The organism is Woronichinia naegeliana WA131, assembly GCA_025370055.1.
Classification (GTDB): domain Bacteria; phylum Cyanobacteriota; class Cyanobacteriia; order Cyanobacteriales; family Microcystaceae; genus Woronichinia; species Woronichinia naegeliana.
In genome coordinates, this window is the sequence record CP073041.1 from 1,694,363 (window position 1) to 1,712,388 (window position 18,026).

An 18,026-nucleotide genomic window follows, 5' to 3' on the forward strand; every position below is an offset into this window, starting at 1 on the left:
GGGCGATCATGGTTTAGCTTATCTCTCTTGTGTCAAACTGGGTTCAAATCTCGATCTCTCGTTGGCTAAAACCTTGTGATTTCATCAAAATATCCTTCCGTGACACCAGAAAAAGATACAAATGCTTGGTTGCAAGCAAGATAAGACAAATGGCTAACGATCGCGCCGCCAGCCATTGCCAATGTTGTTGTTGTTGGGTGGAGAAAATCTGGGCTGCGTCTTCCCAACTCGCTTCGATTTCTCTATCAGAAATTGTAACCTATAACACGGATCTTTTGTAACAAAAAATAAATTTTTTTCCTTAACCCAGATTTTTTAGGTATGATGGTATGTTGGGAGGTTTTCCCCAGAGAACGATTTCCTGCTTGTAGATGACCATACCAGGCTTGGCTCCCTTAGGCTTATAAACAAATTTGGGCTTCGTATAGACGACAGGAACTTGATCACTCTGCCTAGCTCTACTGTAATAGGCCGCCCAATCAGCCGCAGATTGTAAGTCTTTTTCATCGGCGATCGCGCCTGGAGTGAGACGCAATAAAACATGACTACCGGCAATTTCCTGGCTGTGGAACCAGAGGTCATAATCGCCAGCAATACGGAAAGTCAGATGATCATTTTGACGATTGTTGCGGCCAATCCAGATTTCAAAACCAGAGGGACTGCGTTGGCAATAGGGTTGAAAATCAACGGTTTTAGAGCGATGACGGGGATAGGGATGATCGAGGTAGTTTTGTTCGCTCAATTCCTCCCGAATTTCCTCTAAGGCTTGTTGATCTTCGGGACAAGTATAACGCTCTAATTGTTGCAAACTGGCTTCTACCTGTTCTAAATAGGCTAATTCTGTCTGAACAGCGGCCAACAGGGGCAGTACCGCCGATCGCGCCCGTTTTAACTTTTGCTGTTGTTTATAGAGCCATTGAGCGTTTTGAATCGCGTTTTTATCCGGCTGCAAGGGAATCGTAACAGGATCACCAGTATCAAAATCAGTGAGGATAATACTGTTCATACCGACTTGCCACTGTTGCAAGTTAGCCATCAGTAAATCTGCCTGTTGGCGATATTGGTCAGATTGGGCCGATTGTTGGAGGCGATCGCGGAAAGTTTGGGCTTTAAGTTGCAGTTTCGTTAAAAGAGAACGAATTTTTTGTAACAGTTGGTGACGAAGGTGATCAAAATTCTCCAGACTCAGGCGATCACGGTAATAGTGATAAATCAGGGTTTGGACATCGGGTGCAATGATTTTATCAATTTGGCCAGTTTGCCCCAGTTGTCCTAGAACTGTATAACCCGTACTTGTCCAGGCGGGCTGAAAAGTTCCGTTGTCGAGGATTTCTAGCCAATTTTGCCAGGCCATAAATAAAGCTTGCCACTGAGCATTCTCTAAACTAGCGATGGACTGTTGAGGATCAATTCCTACCGACTCAATCAGCGTCCGAGCCACCAGAGGACTTAAACCTCGATAATTTTTGACCCACTGTTGTTGAATCGGGCCAGGAATAAGACTCAGCCTTTCCTGCCAACGTTGATAGGGTTCAATCTGGCTGGGAGCAGTTGCCAATAAAGCGGGGGGAATTTGGTAAGGTTGGCCCGTCTGAACGGTGCGAATACGGGATTGATTGGCATTAACTTGGTGCGCGACGGTAATAATTTGTTGCTGGGCATCGGTCAAAATGACATTGCTGTACTTGCCCATGATCTCTACATACAAATGCCAAGCGGGAGATTCCCCTGGACGTTGGGCAATCTGAAGATCCAGAACCCTTTCCCAGGGGGCAATTAGGTCGATGGCAGTGAGAGCATAACCCTTTAATTGATGCCGAAGTTGATCGCTAAAGGTAAAGGTGTCGGGAGTACGAGGGGGATCGTCCTCCATGCCGATTCGAGCCGCCTGGGGATGCCAGGAGAGAGTCAACCAGCCCCGTCCTTCCAAGGTTCTAAGAGCTAGGGAAAGCGTATGGCGATCGCGTTGATAAACCTGCTCAATACGGGCGGGAAGCCATTGATGTCGCAGTTCCAAGCAAACCGCCACCAGGGTTGTAAAGTCAACGGATTGCATAACAGCCCAGCCCTAACCATTGGCTCATGTTTCCCCTGTCACCAGGGCAAGATATTCCTCGGCAGATATCGTATCTACTAAGGCCTCATCGGGATTACCTACCCGAACTTTAATAAACCACCCTTCACCATAGGGATCATCCGCAATGACTTCAGGAGACTCAACCATCAACATATTGCTTTCAATGACGGTACCTGTAACAGGAGCAATAAGCTCACTAGTCGCTTTGGTTGACTCAATATTCCCAAAAGAGACTCCTGACTCAATGGCATCTCCCACTTCCGGCAGTTCTAGGAAAACGATGTCTCCTAGTTCATCCAGGGCAAAAGCCGTAACTCCAATGGTGGCGATTTCTCCCTCAAGACGCACGTACTCGTGGCTATCGAGGTATCTTAGATCATCCGGATATTCCAATTCCATGTCACACCCTCTAAAGGTTTCACAAAGCTAAGTGTACAATGTCTAAGCTTAAAAGCTATCTCTCAATCAATCAATCCCACATTCCGCAGGTAGTTCAAGAGATAAAGTAGTATTTTTGACAGGAAGAGCCAAGAAAAGAAAGAATATGTTTGTGGTTAGAGGTCAAATTAACGGATAGCCTGAATACCATCAATCTCTAACCAACGGATAAATAGAAAAGACTGAAAAACCCAACGCAGAGTGGGAGTAGAGGTAGGTATGCCTTTTTGATTAGGAATGGTCTGATGGGAAGCAGCCAAAGCCAGTCGTAGGCGACGTTGTGCCAAAGTATAAACCAATAAAGAGACAACCATAATCATCATCAAAGCCATAATGCGTTGAGGATTTTTGAGAAAAAGAGCAATTTTAAAAGGTTGAGTTTCAATCCCTCATAGGGTTTATTGTTAATTGAAAGAATCAAAATGCCCTGATTGCCAATTCTACAATTTTGGTTTCAATCCCTCATAGGGTTTATTGTTAATTGAAAGAAATGATGGCCACTACACTCAGCGTGGTACATTCTGGTTTCAATCCCTCATAGGGTTTATTGTTAATTGAAAGTGACATGAGCCAACGGATTATCAGAGTTCTATTTGAAGTTTCAATCCCTCATAGGGTTTATTGTTAATTGAAAGAAATTTGTCTTCACCCAAACTTATTGGTTTAACGAGTTTCAATCCCTCATAGGGTTTATTGTTAATTGAAAGCAGGTGATCGCGGAATTGACAATATTGAGAATTTGATTGTTTCAATCCCTCATAGGGTTTATTGTTAATTGAAAGAAGTCCCAGAGGCGATCGCCGTCTCAATGCTTCGTTTCAATCTCTCATAGGGTTTATTGTTAATTGAAAGAGTCATGATCTTTGATGCTTACCAACTTCGTTCAGTTTCAATCCCTCATAGGGTTTATTGTTAATCTGCTGGGGCGACAAGATAGCTAGAAGACAGACATAGCAAGCTCCATAGCCCTCTGACCTCGAATGTAATCCCTCAACCGATGACGACTAATTTGCATTAGCTCTTGAATTATTTTTTCATACATCTGCCGTAGTCCCAGCCACAAATGGAGGTGTTGACCTACATAAAAGCTACTGTGACGACGTTTACTCGTTCTTTTCGATTCTGGTCTGACCACATATTTTTGAATTCCTTTTTCCTTGACCATTTGACCTTGTAGAATTGCACTCGTATGGGCAATCGCTGCCACAATTAATAGCTTTGATAGTCGTTCTGCCTCTAGATTTGTTCCCTCTAGATTATAGCCTCCAGACTTCAAATCCCTAAACATTTCCTCGATACCAAATCTTTTTTGATACGATTTAATTGCCTCCTCTAGGCTTCCTAAATTTGTCAAGATAAACCAAGGCTCTTTTGTCTTAAATCCGCCGTAGGTCTTTTTCCATTTACAGGCTAAATTAAATCCTCCAAATCCTTTCATTTTGGTAACGTTTACTTCGTTAAAAAATAGACTTGTTCCCGGGGATAATCCCAACGCTCTCATTTCTTGGTAAAGCTGCTCATCTTCCGACACATTTGTCGTCTTTTTCTGTCTCAAACAAAAGTATAGACCCTTCTTTCCTAGCCACTTTCCCAGTGTGACTGAACAGAATTCTCTGGGGAGCATCTCACCTTTGCAATAAGTAGAAATACTTAATGAGGTAAATGAAAGAGTCAAAAAAGGTAATCATTTAAATAGGAACAGCGATGACGAAGGACTTGTGGTACATTGTCAGAATTCCAACTCGCACCAGTAATTTTAAGACGATGACCAATTTGTTTAACTTGAGATTCGACAGAGCCAGAGCCAATAGAAATGCCCTCTGCCTGCAAATAACCATAATTGACAATCCGATGTTTATGCTTGTTTAAATAAATGATAAAATTCTCAGCTTGAGGCTCTGACCATCCCTCAAAACAGGAGATAGCGGCATCCACTTCACCCGTCCAAAGAAAAGACTTGACCTCCTCAATTCGCTGGAATGACCCCCCAACTTTATAGAGGTTTTCAATTAAGTGATACCAGTCCAAAATTTCAATTCGCTCATGTTTCTGTCCCTATCTCACGAAATAAGTTCCAGATACCATCATGTCCATCTCCCAAACAAATTAAAGGCTTAGCCAAAATTTGAGAATTAACCAAATCTAATAAAGCCGAGTTATCTTGAAAAAAGGCAGCTACCCCCAATTGATGAAAACTGACTCCTTTATAATCACGCCAAATTAAGGGTTCTCCCTTGGGAGTTCTGAGTCGTACCTTCCCACCATCTATGCTAATTTCTTCGACTTCTGTGTTAGAGGGTAATTCTTCAAAATGATAGCGATGTACAAGGCGTTGTTGCGTACTGTGAGAAACAGCAATTCCCGTCAATGATTGGATTTTCTTAGCTGCTTTTTCATAAGACTCATCGCCACTCAGTAGCAAACAGTTCTTCTCTAACATTGGACTCATCTGAGTTCGAGGCTTTAGTTCTAATTTCTTCGCTTGTTTTTCTGTAATGGGCAATTCCCCCAAAATACTTTGGCTCTTCCCCCAACTGTGTGGAAAGTGTATAATAGTAATACCACAGTAGGAGGTGGAGTATGTGGATAAACTTGGATGAGCTACTAGGTTTGCCAAAGGTAACAGTCGTAAACTATCGAGAAATAGATGGTGCTTTGTTCTTAAAATTAAAAATGAAAAACGAAGTAATGGAATGTCCAAATTGTCATAAAGAATTGGAAGATATAAATCAAATAGAATATAATTTGGTTCGGGATTTATCCCTATTGGGAAAGAAAGTATATCTGGAAGTGCCCCGCCGCCAGTTCCATTGTGAAAAATGTCAGAAATACATAACAGAAAGACTGGACTTTATGCGGCTAAGAAAACATTATACAATTCGTTATGAAGAAAAGATTTATGAGCAAGTAAAAAAGAAAAATGTAGAAGAGGTAAGGCAAGAAGAAGAAATAAGTTGGGGAACATTGGAATCAATATTTGAAGAGTATGCAAAGCAGGCAGAAAAGAAGGAATGGGAATTACCAGAAAAGATAAGTTTAGACGAATTTAGTAATAGAAAAGGAAAAAAAGACTTTATTACAACAGTGATAGATATAAATAAAAAGGAATTGTTAGAAGTAATAAAAGGACACAAAAAAGAAGAGATAATAGAAGCCCTAAAGGTGCAGCCAGCAAGGGTTAGAGAGAATGTAAAGGAAGTAAGTGTGGATATGTGGGAGGGATTTACGTCAGCAATAAAGGAGTTATTTGTAAATGCTAAAATCGTCTATGATAGATTTCATGTAATGAAAAATATAAATGAAGAATTGAATAAATTGAGAAAGAAAATGAATATCCATAAAAAGGGTTTAACATACCTATTATGGAAAAATAAAGAAGAGTTAAAAGAAGAAAAAAGAGAAGAGTTAGAAGAGATATTGAAAATGTATCCTTGTTTAGGAATAGCGTATGAAATGAAGGAAGAGATTAGAGATATTTATGAGCATTCAAGAACGACAAATGGTGCAAGGAGAAAATTTGAAAAATGGATGAGAACAGCGAGCCTATTCTATAAAAAAAGTGTGGGTATGCTGAAAACTCATTTGACAGGTATATGCAATTATTTTGAAAACCATACAACTAATGGATTAACGGAAGGGATGAATACAAAAATTAAATTAATAAAAAGGAAAAGTTATGGATTTGCTAATTTTGAGCATCTACGGCTTAAATTGTTAGCTTGCTTTAACTCGTAGGCTTAAATTGTTAGCTTGCTTTAACTCGTAACATAACATTACACACAGACAAGGGGAGAGCCTATCTTTTTATCGGTTGCCTAATAATAGTATCTTAACTTACGCCTTAGACTACTAGCAATTTCTCGATTATTTTCTCCCTCATCTGCCAGAAGCACTATTTTTGCCCTTAAGGCAATTTGCTGCTCTGTTGTATGACGATTTATCAGTTTTTCTAGATGTTCTCGTTCTTTTGCTTCCAACTTTAACTCTTTGGGGGCTAATCGGGGCATGACTTTTTCTCCTATATACCTATATTTATCTTTTTATCGGTTGCCTAATAATAGTATCTTAACTTGCGCCTCAGACTACTAGAGAAATAGTCTTTTCTCCCTTTTCCTCTCCTAAAATTGCACTCTCATAGGCTTGGCAGATATCATTCACTTTTTCCCCAAAATTTGGGTCAGGGGGGGGATTCAGCCAGTATCCTGACTGATGGGGTTTAATATCTGCTTCTTCCCATAATCTTCCTACCTGTCGAGGAGATATACTTTCCACTATTCCTTGCTTTACTAACTGGACAGTGGGAAGTTCTCGAGCAGGGTAAGTGAGAAAAGAAAATCGGACATGCGATACCCAAGAGTGCCGTTATGTCCGAAACTGGCTGATATAGAAAATCGATAGCCAGTGCTATCTATCAATTATGCAACTATGTCAGCGACTAGAGCAAATCCTAGAGAATCTCCGTCCCGCCTTTAGCCGAGAAGCAACGTACCAATGGTTTATCCTATTAGCCTGGGGAGTAGTGCTCAACAGCCAACCGAGCGCAATAACAAGCTATGTCAATGCCTTAGGGTTAACAGAGAGCTACTACCATCAGGCACTACATTGGTTTGAATCCAAGGCATTTAACGTCAAAGGACTGACCTTGGGATGGTCGAAGTGGGTAAGTCAGCATGAAAATCTATATCGAATCAAGGAAAAACGAGTGTATGTGGGGGATGGAATCAAAGTGGGGAAAGAAGGGCGCAAGATGCCAGGGGTAAAACGACTACACCAAGAATCCGGAAATGTGGCGAAGCCAGAATGGATAAGGGGGCATTACTTCAATGCCTTGAGTGTTTTGGTGGGAGCAGGAAAAGCCTGCTTTGCCTTGCCCTTAGTGTTGCGGCTAGACGATGGCATCAAGTCCAAAGCAACGGCAAAGGAAGGGAAAAAAGGCAGCAAAAAAGAGAAGACTACTCTAGTCACGAAAATGGGGGAGCTTTGCACTACCTACGCAGAGGCGGGAAGCTATGTGATTTTGGATGCTTACTTCGCTTGTGGAGCAGTGCTCAAAAGTTTTCGCCAAAATGCCTTGCATCTCATCACCCGAGTGCGTTGCTCTACAGTGGCATATGCTCCCTTTTCTTCCGTTCCGACCTTGAGGGGGAAAGGACGACCACGGCTTTGGGGGAGTTCAATAAAACTAGAAAGCCTGTTTGCTCTTGTGGAGGATTTTCCCACCGCTAAAGTCTGGCTCTATGGTCAACAAGTCTCCGTTTCTTATCAGTGCTTTGAGTTCCACTGGGATAGTCCCCATCAGCTCGTTAAGTTTGTCCTCACCCAATTGCCCAACGGACAAAGACTGATTCTGCTTTCTACTGACCTCTGTTTGACTGGACCTGAGATTATTGCCGCTTACGGTCTCCGATTTAAGATTGAAGTCACTTTTCGTCAATTAATCCATCTTTTGGGCGGCTTTGCCTATCGTTTTTGGCTTAAGGCTCTTCCTACTTTACCGACCTGGCCTAGCAATCTTATCCTCCCTGACTATCCCCAAACTGTTCAGACTCAGATTTTAAACAAAGTAGAAGCCTTTGAGCGTTTTGTTAATCTTCATGTCATTGTTCTCGGCTTACTTCAAATTCTTTCCTTAGAGTTACCCCAGGGGATTTGGGCTAATTTCCCTCGCTGGTTTCGGACTCTACCCTCCCATGGCTATCCTAGTGAACGCATTGCTCAACTAGCCATCCAACATCAAGCCCCAATGATTTTTCCTCAAAGTCCACCTAGTCTGCTTTTGCCTAAATTCCTTGCCGCTAAACTTGACCCTTTTCCAAGTCCTGATAGACTTACTTTGGCCGCATAGTCATTACCTTCTCTGCCATCCATAAACTTCCCACTGTCCAGTTACTAATTCCTCGGCTAATTCTCGTCCTGTCCAGTGACTTATCGGACGCTCATAATTCTTTGGGTCATCACAGGCTAATTTGAACAACTTCAAGATTTGTTCGGGTTTAAACTTGGCGGGTGCTCCACTACGTTCAGCATCTTTGATTCTTTCTGTTATTTCTATTTCACTTTTCTGTCCTGCTATCCATCTTTCTCTCCATTGACTTGCCATTTTTCGGCTGATTTTTAATTTTCTAGCAGTTTCTCGATTATTTTCTCCCTCATCTGCCAGAAGCACTATTTTTGCCCTTAAGGCAATTTGCTGCTCTGTTGTATGACGATTTATCAGTTTTTCTAGATGTTCTCGTTCTTTTGCTTCCAACTTTAACTCTTTGGGGGCTAATCGGGGCATGACTTTTTCTCCTATATACCTATATTTATCTTTTTATCAGTTGCCTAATAATAGTATCTTAACTTACGCCTTAGACTACTAGCATCCTCATTAAAAGTGACATCTAAAACCCAATAGACATCTCCAAAAACTGGAAAGCCTAGTCTAGCAAGCAGTGTAGCTAAATCTAGACTCAGTAGACTTCTTGGTACATAGACGAGTTTACAGGGCTTTCAGACCTCCAAATTCAATTCTGGCAAAAAACAATGACTCATCTTTACCTCAATTACCTGCCCTGATTCGCTACATTTTATAATGCTTAATATCAGCGCATTTATCCTTAGTCTCACCAATCCACATACTGTTGAGATTAATGACTTATATCTTCCCTTTCTTAGTCTAAATTTTTCTTGCATCACTTTGAATACTTTGAGCAATCGAATCATATGTTCAACCACTACTCGTCGAGACGATAACCAACTATTTCTTTCTTTTTCTTCTTTGCTTAATTCTCGCCCCTTTGGTTTCTTTTTTGGTGTTGTTAATTGGAATTCTCCCTCGTAGGCTTTATTACCTAGAAAGCCTTGTTCTTGATGGAATTTAGCCAATCTTTGACGTAATATTTGTACATCGCTCTTTGAACCTATTTCTCCTATCACAACATCCACAATCTCCTTGATTTTTGGGCAAATGATTATTTGGCTTTTTGAGGTATGCTTTTTTTGTTTACCTGAGTAGTATGGTTTTTGTGCCTCCTGCCCTAAAGGTCTTTCTACTGGTTGTTCGGTCGCATCCACTATTAGTTCATGTTGGATTAGCTCCTCTTTAACTTTTTCTATTTCTTCTGGCAACTTTTTTAGTTGTTCAAATAGACTTGCTGGTAAATTTTCTCCGAATAGTGACTGCCAATAATTGAATATATTATGGGCAGACGATTCACTTATTTCAAACATTATTCCTAGTAGCTGAAAGGTCGGATAATGCCTTAAGTAAACTAGCATTAAAACTATTTGCCCCTCCTCTGATAATTTCGGTTTATTTCCACCACCTGCTTTAATCAGTGTGGTTTTGCTTTCTTCAAATTCTTTTTTAAGTAATTTGCCATAGGTTATAAGCTCTAATAATTTTGGGTACTCTATTCCTAACAACCTCTTTGTTTCTTGAGGCTGTTTTTGAATATAAGCCCACATATAGATGTATTCAGGCATAGTTACTCCTGTCTAAATTTCTATGATTATAGCATATTTGTCGATTTTATAGTATTATGGAGATGTCTAATGCAGACTGTTTTCAATGCTCCAATGAGAACGAATCACATGGCTATGACGTTCGGCATCCGTAGGAAGACTGCTAATATAATAGCGAAACGTCTCTGTTGTTTTATGACCGAATTGAGGTTTACTTTTAACCATCACAACAGTTGCTAAACCGAGCCACTGATTTTGGCGATGCAAGGGGGGAAGCTGATTGACTGAAACTGTCCAGACTTGACGATTGTCTAGACGATAATGCCCTTTTTCTGTCTTCTCATGATAACTGTATTCAATTCCTTGCCAGTTCTGAGCCTCCGCTTGTTTAAACCAATCTCTAACTTGTTCATTAAGTTTGCCCTGATTTCCTTTGAGAGCCAATACATAGTCCCCTTCACCTTGCTTTATTTGTTTTGCGATTTCTGTCTGCGTTCCCATTGCATCTAGGGTCACTACGGCTCCCTTGATGTTAAGAACTTCACAGAACAGCAATTCCAAATTCAAACGGTAACATAGGATACAGACACGATCTTGTTTTTATGGATACAAGAGATGTTGACCTAATCTCTGAGTTTTTTTGCATTCCCTACCTCGAATCTCGGTCTCTTAGAGAGTCAGTAACCTGCAAACAAACTTGATCAATCACTAAATAGAGCATTACATTGATTCTAAATATTGGCATTAAACCCCTTGACCGTAAGCACTTCAGGGATTTTGTATCTTTAGCTACATTCTGAATTTGGAATTGCTGGAAACAGAACAGCAATTCTAAATTTGCGCTGTAACAAGGGTTTCAGGTTTTAGTTCGCGTAATATGGGGTAAAGTTCAACGGGATTAACAAGTTCATTTTACGAGTCTTCCGGCTTTTAGGCACAGTAGTACGTGTAGAATTGCCCCCAAAACCCCCTTTGAAATGTTCTTTAAATCCCTAAAAGCCTTGCTGTGTCTAAAACTGAGAATTGCTGGAAACAGAACTTACGCATTGACAAAAAGATTACAATGTGCATAATTTAGTTTTGGTAGCTTTAGATACAATTTTCTCTGAACTCTTGACAAAATCCTCTCCGATTTGATTTCCTGACATAAGGGTGTCTCTTTTTACCGAACAAAGCCATGAGAAACATTACTAAGCCAACAACTGCTAAATGTAATAGGGCTATTTAGGGCTTGCTGAAAAAAGCTGAAACCTTTACGGAGAAAAATAGTAGGCGAATTAAGAACCGCTAGAATGCACGAAAATAGGGTAGAATGCCTCAAAACCATTGCATTAAGAAGAGAGAAAGCAGATGTACCGAAAGCAACAGTACTCAATTGAAACACCAGAAAACTTGAAAAATCTGTTCGGCGGGCAGTTAGACGAAGAAAATCGTTGGATAGAAATGTCAAAAATGATTCCCTGGGAAGAATATGAGGAAGAATATGCAAAAAACTTCACAGAAAAAAAAGGAGCCCCAGCCAAATCATTTAGAATGGCATTAGGAGCATTAATTATCAAAGAAATTTCAGGAAAAAGTGACAGAGAAACAGTAGAACAAATAAAAGAGAACCCTTATTTACAGTACTTTATAGGAATGGAAAGCTATAGTAGCAAAGAAGCATTTAATGCGTCAATGATGGTTCATTTTCGTAAAAAAATAGGAATGGAATTAATAAATAAAATTAATAAAGAAATAGAAAAAAAAGCGACGGGTGTAGCGTCAGAAAAAAAAGAAAATGAAGGAAAGTTATTGTTAGATGCGACTTGTACACCAGCAGATATAAAATATCCAACGGATATAGGAATATTGAATGATGCCAGAGAAAAAACAGAAAAAATAATAGATAAGCTGTATGAAGAAATAAAAGAGAAAAGGAAAGAAAAGCCGAGGACTTATAGGGAAGTGGCAAGAAAAGAGTACTTAGCCATAGCAAAAAAACGTCGTGTGTCAAAAAAAGAAAGAAGAAAAGGAACAAAAAAACAACTAGGATATATAAAAAGAAACTTGTCTGATATAGAAAAAATGATAGAAGAGGGAGCAAAGTTAGAAAAACTAACGAAAAAAGAGCAAGAAGAGCTTGTAACGATAGGAAAAGTGTATGAGCAACAGTTAGAAATGTATGAAAAAAAGACAAATAAAGTAGAAAACAGAATTGTGAGTGTAAGCCAACCTCACGTGCGTCCAATAGTGCGTGGAAAAGCGGGAAAAGCAGTAGAGTTTGGAGCTAAAATATCGGCAAGTAATGTGAATGGCTTTGTCTTCTTAGACAAATTAAGTTGGGATAATTACAACGAATCGGGAGATTTACAAGCGCGAATAGAAGAATATAAAAGGGAAACAGGATGTTATCCGGAATCGGTTCATGTGGATAAAATCTATCGAACAAAAGCGAATCGAGCTTATTGTAAAGAAAGGGATATAAGAATGAGTGGTCCCCGATTGGGAAGACCGCCGAAAGAGGTGAGCAAAGAAAAAAAGAAAGAGGCACGCTCAGATGAAAGAGTGCGTAATGCCATTGAGGGTAAATTCGGACAGGGAAAGAGGAAATTTAGTCTTGGTCGAGTGATGGCCAAACTACCTGAGACCTCGGAAACGGTAATTGCGATGAACTTTTTGGTAATGAATCTTTCTACTCTACTTCAGAAGACAAAAAGTAAAAAGTTGTAGAGTCGTTTTTCTTGTGAAAAATGGTGTTAATTTTCCTCTCTTTTGTGAGGAGTGATTTGTGTTGACCTTTTTAGACAGAAAGGAACAATAGATTAAACAAAATCTGTATTTTGATTTGTTTCCATAAGGATAAGTTATCTATGCTTTTTCAGTCCATACTTCCCTAACCCACATTTCTTTCGTTTTTTGACTTTTTCAGCAAGCCCTATTTATACCTTATTTTTGCTCTGTGAGCCTAAATATGTAAGCTGTGTTCGGTTAGCTCAAATTCTGGGCAATTTATCTCATGACAGTATCAATCCAGCAAAAATAAATTTGGAACGGTTTTGCGTCGTTTCAGCGATCACTGTAATTGTTAAGAATTGTACAACCCTCTTGTTATAAGGCTTTTTATGTCATGAAACCCTAAATTTAGAATTACTGGTATCAATCGGTTCTTGTGGCGAGAGGACTATACACCCAAGGATTTATTTGATGAAGTGGCTCCGCAAATTGAACTAGAAGGCGGAACACTCAGTGTAGATGACACGGTAATTGACAGGCCTTATAGTGACCAAGCCAAGGCTGAGTTAATCGATTACTCTTACTCAGGTAAACACAAAAAGGTAGTCAAGGGTATAAACGTGGTTACCCTATATTAGACCGACGGGCAGGGATTGTCAGTTCCTGTCAATTATCGAATAGTTAATAAACAGGAGGGAAAGACAAAACATGAATATTTCTTAGAGATGTTGGCAGAAGTAAAAGCTTGGGGACTGAAGGCAGAGACAGCCACAGGAGATAGTTGGTATGCTTCGAAGAAAAACCTGAATACCATTAAAGACAAGGGCTTTCAGGGATTGTTCGCTTTGGAAGCAAATCGTTTAGTCTCGGTTGAACTAGAAACTAAATAGGGCTTGCTGAAAAAGTCAAAAAACGAAAGAAATGTGGGTTAGGGAAGTATGGACTGAAAAAGCATAGATAACTTATCCTTATGGAAACAAATCAAAATACAGATTTTGTTTAATCTATTGTTCCTTTCTGTCTAAAAAGGTCAACACAAATCACTCCTCACAAAAGAGAGGAAAATTAACACCATTTTTCACAAGAAAAACGACTCTACAACTTTTTACTTTTTGTCTTCTGAAGTAGAGTAGAAAGATTCATTACCAAAAAGTTCATCGCAATTACCGTTTCCGAGGTCTCAGGTAGTTTGGCCATCACTCGACCAAGACTAAATTTCCTCTTTCCCTGTCCGAATTTACCCTCAATGGCATTACGCACTCTTTCATCTGAGCGTGCCTCTTTCTTTTTTTCTTTGCTCACCTCTTTCGGCGGTCTTCCCAATCGGGGACCACTCATTCTTATATCCCTTTCTTTACAATAAGCTCGATTCGCTTTTGTTCGATAGATTTTATCCACATGAACCGATTCCGGATAACATCCTGTTTCCCTTTTATATTCTTCTATTCGCGCTTGTAAATCTCCCGATTCGTTGTAATTATCCCAACTTAATTTGTCTAAGAAGACAAAGCCATTCACATTACTTGCCGATATTTTAGCTCCAAACTCTACTGCTTTTCCCGCTTTTCCACGCACTATTGGACGCACGTGAGGTTGGCTTACACTCACAATTCTGTTTTCTACTTTATTTGTCTTTTTTTCATACATTTCTAACTGTTGCTCATACACTTTTCCTATCGTTACAAGCTCTTCTTGCTCTTTTTTCGTTAGTTTTTCTAACTTTGCTCCCTCTTCTATCATTTTTTCTATATGAGACAAGTTTCTTTTTATATATCCTAGTTGTTTTTTGGTTCCTTTTCTTCTTTCTTTTTTTGACACACGACGTTTTTTTGCTATGGCTAAGTACTCTTTTCTTGCCACTTCCCTATAAGTCCTCGGCTTTTCTTTCCTTTTCTCTTTTATTTCTTCATACAGCTTATCTATTATTTTTTCTGTTTTTTCTCTGGCATCATTCAATATTCCTATATCCGTTGGATATTTTATATCTGCTGGTGTACAAGTCGCATCTAACAATAACTTTCCTTCATTTTCTTTTTTTTCTGACGCTACACCCGTCGCTTTTTTTTCTATTTCTTTATTAATTTTATTTATTAATTCCATTCCTATTTTTTTACGAAAATGAACCATCATTGACGCATTAAATGCTTCTTTGCTACTATAGCTTTCCATTCCTATAAAGTACTGTAAATAAGGGTTCTCTTTTATTTGTTCTACTGTTTCTCTGTCACTTTTTCCTGAAATTTCTTTGATAATTAATGCTCCTAATGCCATTCTAAATGATTTGGCTGGGGCTCCTTTTTTTTCTGTGAAGTTTTTTGCATATTCTTCCTCATATTCTTCCCAGGGAATCATTTTTGACATTTCTATCCAACGATTTTCTTCGTCTAACTGCCCGCCGAACAGATTTTTCAAGTTTTCTGGTGTTTCAATTGAGTACTGTTGCTTTCGGTACATCTGCTTTCTCTCTTCTTAATGCAATGGTTTTGAGGCATTCTACCCTATTTTCGTGCATTCTAGCGGTTCTTAATTCGCCTACTATTTTTCTCCGTAAAGGTTTCAGCTTTTTTCAGCAAGCCCTAAATATGTTCAAATTCAAACTTTAGATATTCCTCAAGATGGCTTAATTGTTTATCTCAAACAAGTGGGACGAGTCAAGGTATTTAGAACGGTTCTCAAAAACGAAATTCGTTACTACGTGATGTTCGTCTCCAATTTAGATAAACTGGACTCAATCACCTGGAGAGAATTCCAGAAAATTCATGACCAACATTGGGGAATTGAGGAGTATCATCGCGCCTTAAAACAAGTGTGTAATATTGAGAAGTTTTAAGTGAGAGAAAGTCGGGCGATAAGGACTCATATCTTTTGTGCCATTCGCTGCTTTGTTCAGTTAGAATGCCTCCGATTTAAAGAGCAAATTATCAATTGGTATTGGGTGCATCCCACTTAAGATAATACATTGACACTCAAAAGAGGAGAGTGATTGAGATAAGCACATCGTAGCCGAAGAATACGAGAAACATTATGAAGATGCCAACGTGCTCCCGACAATTTAACCCTAGCTCCCACCTGTTTAATCTTAGACTCCACATCACCAGAACCAATCACAATACCAAGCTGTTGATAGTATTGGTAATCAGGAATACGCTGATAATGCTTCGTCAAATAGGCTTGAAAATTCTTTGCCCTCTTGCTTTTGACTCCATCAAACGCATCTATTGCCTTGTTCACAAAACCCCGCCACAGTAAATGCTCCACTGCTTCTAGCCGTTTGAGAGAGCCACCCACTTTGAACAGATTCTCCTTGAGATGATACCAATCCAACACCTCTCGTCGTATCAGCCACGATTGAGTGGCGAAACTCTCTACCGCATTCCAGATTCCGGGATGACCATCTCCCAAAAAGGTCACTATTGGAGACAAAGGTTGAATATTGCTCCAATTCTTTAAGCCCTCTCAGGGTAATCGCATCTTATTTGTTACAAAAAATACAGACAAAAAGAGAGAAATATAGCGTAAAAAAGAAGCAGTCATCTAAGAGAAGAAAAGGCTATTATTTAAAAAAAGTAAGTGAGTGAGGTCAAAGATGGCAAAAGGCTTCGGCGCAAGAGTTCTAACCCCACAACAAGAAAAAGAAGTCAAAATTATCAAAAGAAGCATACTGAAACATTTTCAGTGCCTAAAAGAACCGAGAACAGGGAGAAGGCAAGACCATAACTTAACAGCAATTGTCACCATAGGAATATTGGCAGTATTGTCAGGGGCAGATGGCTTCGTAGCAATTGAAGCCTATGGCAAAGCCAAACGAGAATGGCTAGAAATGTTTCTAGAGTTACCAAAGGGAATTCCCTCTCACGATACCTTTGGAAGAGTATTTGGAATGTTGGAAACAGAAGAACTAGAAAAAAGTTTTCTGAGCTGGATAAGCAGTCTAACGGAGAAAATGGACATAGAGCTGATACAGATAGATGGAAAAACGAAAAGAGGTTCTTATGATAGGGAAAAAGGACTAAATGCGTTACACAGCATAAGTGCGTGGAGTAGTGAGCGGGGACTGATGTTAGCGCAAAAGAAAGTAGATAGTAAATCTAATGAAATAAAAGCAGTCCCCTTGTTACTGAAGTTACTTAACATCAAGGGGGCAGTAGTAACCCTAGATGCAATGGGAACGCAGACAGAAATCGCAAAACAAATAAAGCAAGGTGAAGGTGACTATGTATTGGCTCTCAAAGGAAATCAGGGCAAACTTATACTTCAAACGTTCATAATCTGAGATTTATCAAAGCGTTGAAATCGTAAGGTGAGCAAAGAATCAAGCTCCTCCTTATATTTTACGTTAGCATCTTCAAGACATCCTGAAATTGCTGCAGAAAACTGCGTAAAATCTTCATAATATTTTGCGTATAAACACTTCTTCTTCACAAACTTCCACAGTCTTTCAATTAAATTCAAGTTAGGAGAATAAGGAGGTAAGTACAGTAACTCTATTCCTAATGATTCTGCCAACTCCTGCACAATTCGGCATTTTTGATAACGAGCATTGTCTAATACCAACGTAATCGGTATTAATAGTCCTAATTCTGCTATCTTTTCTAGGAGTTCACAAACCTGAGTTCCCGTAATATAAGAACTGTTCGTTACCATAATTACTTCATGGGTAATTGCATTTAATGCTCCTAACACATTAAAACGTTTTCTCCCTGATGGTGACTTAATAAAAATCCTCTTGAAGCACCATATAAAATTTACAAATGCTCCCATTACAAAATGAGAGGCATCTACAAAGAAAACTGCCCTTTTTCCTGCTTTTGCCTCTTCTAGCCTTGGTTCTAGCTCTTTTTCTCTATAGCTATCCTGAGCTTCTACATCTGCTTTTGATGCAAATGTTCCCACCTTTAGACACCTCATTCCTATTGACTTTAAAAATTTTCTGACTTGCGTTGGACTTCTTTTTATTCCCGTTAATTCTTCTATTCTTTTTACTGCTTCATTTATTTTTGCTGGTGGATTTGACTCAAAATATGCCTCAATTTTCCCTTGATGCTCTGTTAACTCGCTTTTCGGGCGATTAAATTTTATTTCTTTTAGTTTTTCTATCCCGCCCTCTTGATAATCACGGATATAGCTTGTCACCGTATTTACTGAAACTCCTGCGAATTGAGCAATTTTTTGATGAGATAATCCCTGACTTTTTAACCATAAAACTTCCATCTTTAGCTGTACTCTAGGATGCGGGTGATTAAACCGACCGTAAGACAACAGTCTTTTGTCTTCTTCCGTAAATTCTAACTTAATCATTTCTCAGCCTCTTGACTACTTTTTCTATTTTTACTATATTATCTCTTATTTTTAA

Annotated in this window: 14 protein-coding genes, 4 pseudogenes and 1 CRISPR repeat array; of the genes and pseudogenes, 5 read left to right on the forward strand and 13 right to left on the reverse strand. The window is 39.3% G+C overall.

Annotation, left to right across the window (positions count from 1 at the left end; genetic code table 11):
- Positions 1–301 precede the first annotated feature (301 nt).
- From KA717_08755 to KA717_08775, 5 genes and pseudogenes are all read right to left on the reverse strand, one after another.
- A complete protein-coding gene (locus KA717_08755; protein UXE62784.1) occupies positions 302–2,056 on the reverse strand; it encodes an NFACT family protein in 1,755 nt (584 codons plus the stop codon).
- Positions 2,057–2,080: 24 nt separating this feature from the next.
- Positions 2,081–2,476 carry a glycine cleavage system protein GcvH gene (gene gcvH, locus KA717_08760; GenBank protein ID UXE62785.1) on the reverse strand — a complete coding sequence of 132 codons (396 nt, stop codon included), beginning with the start codon at positions 2,474–2,476 and terminating at the stop codon, positions 2,081–2,083.
- Positions 2,477–2,643: 167 nt separating this feature from the next.
- The gene (locus KA717_08765; protein ID UXE62786.1) at positions 2,644–2,847 is read right to left on the reverse strand and encodes a hypothetical protein; all 204 of its coding nucleotides are present in this window, start codon (positions 2,845–2,847) and stop codon (positions 2,644–2,646) included.
- 46 nt (positions 2,848–2,893) lie between these two features.
- Positions 2,894–3,438: a CRISPR direct-repeat array (repeat unit 37 nt; unit sequence GTTTCAATCCCTCATAGGGTTTATTGTTAATTGAAAG).
- Between the two features lie 14 nt (positions 3,439–3,452).
- Positions 3,453–4,046, reverse strand: a complete 594-nt coding sequence (locus KA717_08770) for a hypothetical protein (protein ID UXE62787.1) — start codon at positions 4,044–4,046, stop codon at positions 3,453–3,455.
- 140 nt (positions 4,047–4,186) lie between these two features.
- A pseudogene (locus tag KA717_08775) lies at positions 4,187–5,036 on the reverse strand (ISKra4 family transposase).
- A 59-nt stretch (positions 5,037–5,095) separates the two neighbouring features.
- On the opposite strand from KA717_08775, the gene KA717_08780 reads away from it, so the two are divergent.
- Positions 5,096–6,250, forward strand: a complete 1,155-nt coding sequence (locus tag KA717_08780; GenBank protein UXE62788.1) for an ISL3 family transposase — start codon at positions 5,096–5,098, stop codon at positions 6,248–6,250.
- Between the two features lie 80 nt (positions 6,251–6,330).
- Here the strand turns inward: KA717_08780 and KA717_08785 are convergent, their stop codons facing one another.
- Together KA717_08785 and KA717_08790 are read right to left on the reverse strand one after the other, a co-directional pair.
- Positions 6,331–6,522 (reverse strand): hypothetical protein, encoded by a 192-nt coding sequence (locus tag KA717_08785; GenBank protein ID UXE62789.1) that lies wholly within the window; start codon positions 6,520–6,522, stop codon positions 6,331–6,333.
- 70 nt (positions 6,523–6,592) lie between these two features.
- Positions 6,593–6,787, reverse strand: coding sequence for a hypothetical protein (locus KA717_08790; protein ID UXE62790.1), 195 nt, complete (start codon positions 6,785–6,787; stop codon positions 6,593–6,595).
- A gap of 145 nt (positions 6,788–6,932) precedes the next feature.
- Here KA717_08790 and KA717_08795 point away from each other — a divergent pair, with 145 nt between their 5' ends.
- Positions 6,933–8,360: a transposase gene (locus KA717_08795; protein ID UXE62791.1), complete on the forward strand. Its 1,428-nt coding sequence runs from the start codon at positions 6,933–6,935 to the stop codon at positions 8,358–8,360.
- A 3-nt stretch (positions 8,361–8,363) separates the two neighbouring features.
- Here KA717_08795 and KA717_08800 read toward each other — a convergent pair whose 3' ends face one another.
- The 3 genes from KA717_08800 to KA717_08810 form a co-directional block, all read right to left on the reverse strand.
- Positions 8,364–8,795: a helix-turn-helix domain-containing protein gene (locus KA717_08800; GenBank protein ID UXE62792.1), complete on the reverse strand. Its 432-nt coding sequence runs from the start codon at positions 8,793–8,795 to the stop codon at positions 8,364–8,366.
- Positions 8,796–9,007: 212 nt separating this feature from the next.
- The gene (locus KA717_08805; protein UXE62793.1) at positions 9,008–9,964 is read right to left on the reverse strand and encodes a transposase; all 957 of its coding nucleotides are present in this window, start codon (positions 9,962–9,964) and stop codon (positions 9,008–9,010) included.
- 84 nt (positions 9,965–10,048) lie between these two features.
- Positions 10,049–10,516 carry an ISAs1 family transposase gene (locus KA717_08810; protein UXE62794.1) on the reverse strand — a complete coding sequence of 156 codons (468 nt, stop codon included), beginning with the start codon at positions 10,514–10,516 and terminating at the stop codon, positions 10,049–10,051.
- Positions 10,517–11,311: 795 nt separating this feature from the next.
- Here KA717_08810 and KA717_08815 point away from each other — a divergent pair.
- Together KA717_08815 and KA717_08820 are read left to right on the forward strand one after the other, a co-directional pair.
- Positions 11,312–12,649: pseudogene (locus tag KA717_08815) on the forward strand (IS5 family transposase).
- Between the two features lie 749 nt (positions 12,650–13,398).
- Positions 13,399–13,563, forward strand: coding sequence for a hypothetical protein (locus tag KA717_08820; protein ID UXE62795.1), 165 nt, complete (start codon positions 13,399–13,401; stop codon positions 13,561–13,563).
- A 226-nt stretch (positions 13,564–13,789) separates the two neighbouring features.
- On the opposite strand, the pseudogene KA717_08825 reads toward KA717_08820, so the two are convergent.
- Together KA717_08825 and KA717_08830 are read right to left on the reverse strand one after the other, a co-directional pair.
- A pseudogene (locus KA717_08825) lies at positions 13,790–15,127 on the reverse strand (IS5 family transposase).
- Positions 15,128–15,619: 492 nt separating this feature from the next.
- A pseudogene (locus KA717_08830) lies at positions 15,620–16,009 on the reverse strand (ISKra4 family transposase).
- 250 nt (positions 16,010–16,259) lie between these two features.
- On the opposite strand from KA717_08830, the gene KA717_08835 reads away from it, so the two are divergent.
- Positions 16,260–16,946, forward strand: a complete 687-nt coding sequence (locus KA717_08835; GenBank protein ID UXE62796.1) for an ISAs1 family transposase — start codon at positions 16,260–16,262, stop codon at positions 16,944–16,946.
- Here the strand turns inward: KA717_08835 and KA717_08840 are convergent.
- Positions 16,928–17,971, reverse strand: coding sequence for an IS630 family transposase (locus KA717_08840; protein UXE62797.1), 1,044 nt, complete (start codon positions 17,969–17,971; stop codon positions 16,928–16,930). The two genes, KA717_08835 and KA717_08840, sit on opposite strands and share 19 nt — an antisense overlap.
- Positions 17,972–18,026: the final 55 nt, after the last annotated feature.

Excerpts from the sequence above, each read along its gene's own strand:
- KA717_08800 (UXE62792.1), bottom strand. The coding sequence starts at position 8,795 with ATGCCCCGATTAGCCCCCAAAGAGTTAAAGTTGGAAGCAAAAGAACGA.
- KA717_08785 (UXE62789.1), bottom strand. The coding sequence starts at position 6,522 with ATGCCCCGATTAGCCCCCAAAGAGTTAAAGTTGGAAGCAAAAGAACGA.
- KA717_08780 (UXE62788.1), top strand. The coding sequence starts at position 5,096 with ATGTGGATAAACTTGGATGAGCTACTAGGTTTGCCAAAGGTAACAGTC.
- KA717_08820 (UXE62795.1), top strand. The coding sequence starts at position 13,399 with ATGTTGGCAGAAGTAAAAGCTTGGGGACTGAAGGCAGAGACAGCCACA.
- KA717_08835 (UXE62796.1), top strand. The coding sequence starts at position 16,260 with ATGGCAAAAGGCTTCGGCGCAAGAGTTCTAACCCCACAACAAGAAAAA.
- gcvH (UXE62785.1), bottom strand. The coding sequence starts at position 2,476 with ATGGAATTGGAATATCCGGATGATCTAAGATACCTCGATAGCCACGAG.
- KA717_08765 (UXE62786.1), bottom strand. The coding sequence starts at position 2,847 with ATGGCTTTGATGATGATTATGGTTGTCTCTTTATTGGTTTATACTTTG.
- KA717_08805 (UXE62793.1), bottom strand. The coding sequence starts at position 9,964 with ATGTGGGCTTATATTCAAAAACAGCCTCAAGAAACAAAGAGGTTGTTA.
- KA717_08795 (UXE62791.1), top strand. The coding sequence starts at position 6,933 with ATGCAACTATGTCAGCGACTAGAGCAAATCCTAGAGAATCTCCGTCCC.
- KA717_08840 (UXE62797.1), bottom strand. The coding sequence starts at position 17,971 with ATGATTAAGTTAGAATTTACGGAAGAAGACAAAAGACTGTTGTCTTAC.
- KA717_08755 (UXE62784.1), bottom strand. The coding sequence starts at position 2,056 with ATGCAATCCGTTGACTTTACAACCCTGGTGGCGGTTTGCTTGGAACTG.